Origin of the sequence: Algoriphagus sp. AK58 (assembly GCF_014324365.1) — a bacterium.
Taxonomy (GTDB): Bacteria; Bacteroidota; Bacteroidia; order Cytophagales; family Cyclobacteriaceae; genus Algoriphagus.
Map to the genome: position 1 here is coordinate 1 of NZ_QEIG01000038.1, position 1252 is coordinate 1252.

1 protein-coding gene is annotated in these 1252 nt (G+C 42.3%); it reads left to right on the forward strand.

All coding sequences use genetic code 11. The features are described from left to right. A partial coding sequence (locus DDT91_RS20290; RefSeq protein WP_222718697.1) for a hypothetical protein occupies positions 1 to 1242 on the forward strand: 1242 nt, incomplete at its 5' end. Positions 1243 to 1252 lie beyond the last annotated feature (10 nt).

Consider the following 1252-nt stretch of genomic DNA (forward strand, 5'->3'; position numbering starts at 1 on the left):
ACCTATCCCCTGACAATCATTCATTTTTGTGTGGCATTGAAACTTTGCTCGTCGGTTAGTTTCAGAGCCTTGAACAAGGTGATCGTCTCCATGAACCTTTATTTTGATTGTTCGCTAAGGACACCGTCACATGCGACCATATTGCTTTGGGTTAAAAAGTATGGATTCTTTCTGCTTTCCAAGCCTGTTCAAAAGGCTGACGATTGGGTCCTTATTATTGATGAAAGTGTGCAGTTTGGACAAAACAAGCTCCTGCTGGTTTATGGAATCAGACATTCGGACATCCCAATCAACAGAGGATTGATTTTCAGCGACCTGACTCCTTTAGTTTTGGCCTCAAAATCCAGCTGGACAGGTGATCTGATCGCACAGGAACTTGAGAAGCTGGAAGAATCCATTGGAACGATCAAGTATGCTGTCGCTGACCAGGGTAATTCCATTCGAAAAGCACTGAGAATCAAGGAAATTTTTCATGTTTATGATATCACCCACTGCATATCCATTATAGTCGAACGTGTTTATAAAAGTGACCCCGAGTTTATTGAGTACACTAAAAAGCTTGCTCACCTGAGAGGAGCACAAGCCTTGGGTAAAAACTCCCACCTGCTTCCCCCTGCCCAGCGGGCCAATTCAAGATTTATGAATCTGAGACCCATTGCGGACTGGGGCATGTCTGTCCTACACTTCTTGGAACAGGCTCCACAAGCTTACTACCAAGAAGAACAAAACCATCTAAATTGGGTCTTGGGGCACCAGTACCTCATCCGGGAACTCAATCTGCTCAACCAATTCATAAACGCTGTCCAATTGATCCTAAAGACAAACGGACTGTCTGAAACATCCCTCAAGGATTGTGAAAAATTACTCAGTCAAAGCAAAAATCCCAGATTGCTGCTCGTCGAAGAAAATTTGATTGAATACCTAGGAGAAACTCTCAAAAACAGCCCTATGGATAAAAATGGCGCTATGCTTTGTTCATCTGACTGCATAGAATCCGCATTCGGCAAATACAAAAACTATATACAGGACAATCCCATGACTGGAATCACGAATCTTTCCCTAAGTTTGGCCGCATTCACAGGAAAGTTGTCAAAAGAAGAAATTTCAGAAGCAATCCAGTCAACACGAGTAGAAAATGTGAAAAATTGGTCTGAAAAAAACATCGGGCAAACCACTCTTTCCAAGAGATTAAAAACCTTAAAGTGGGATGCAAATAAAAAACCAAAAATGGCACAAATTTGACACCCCACCT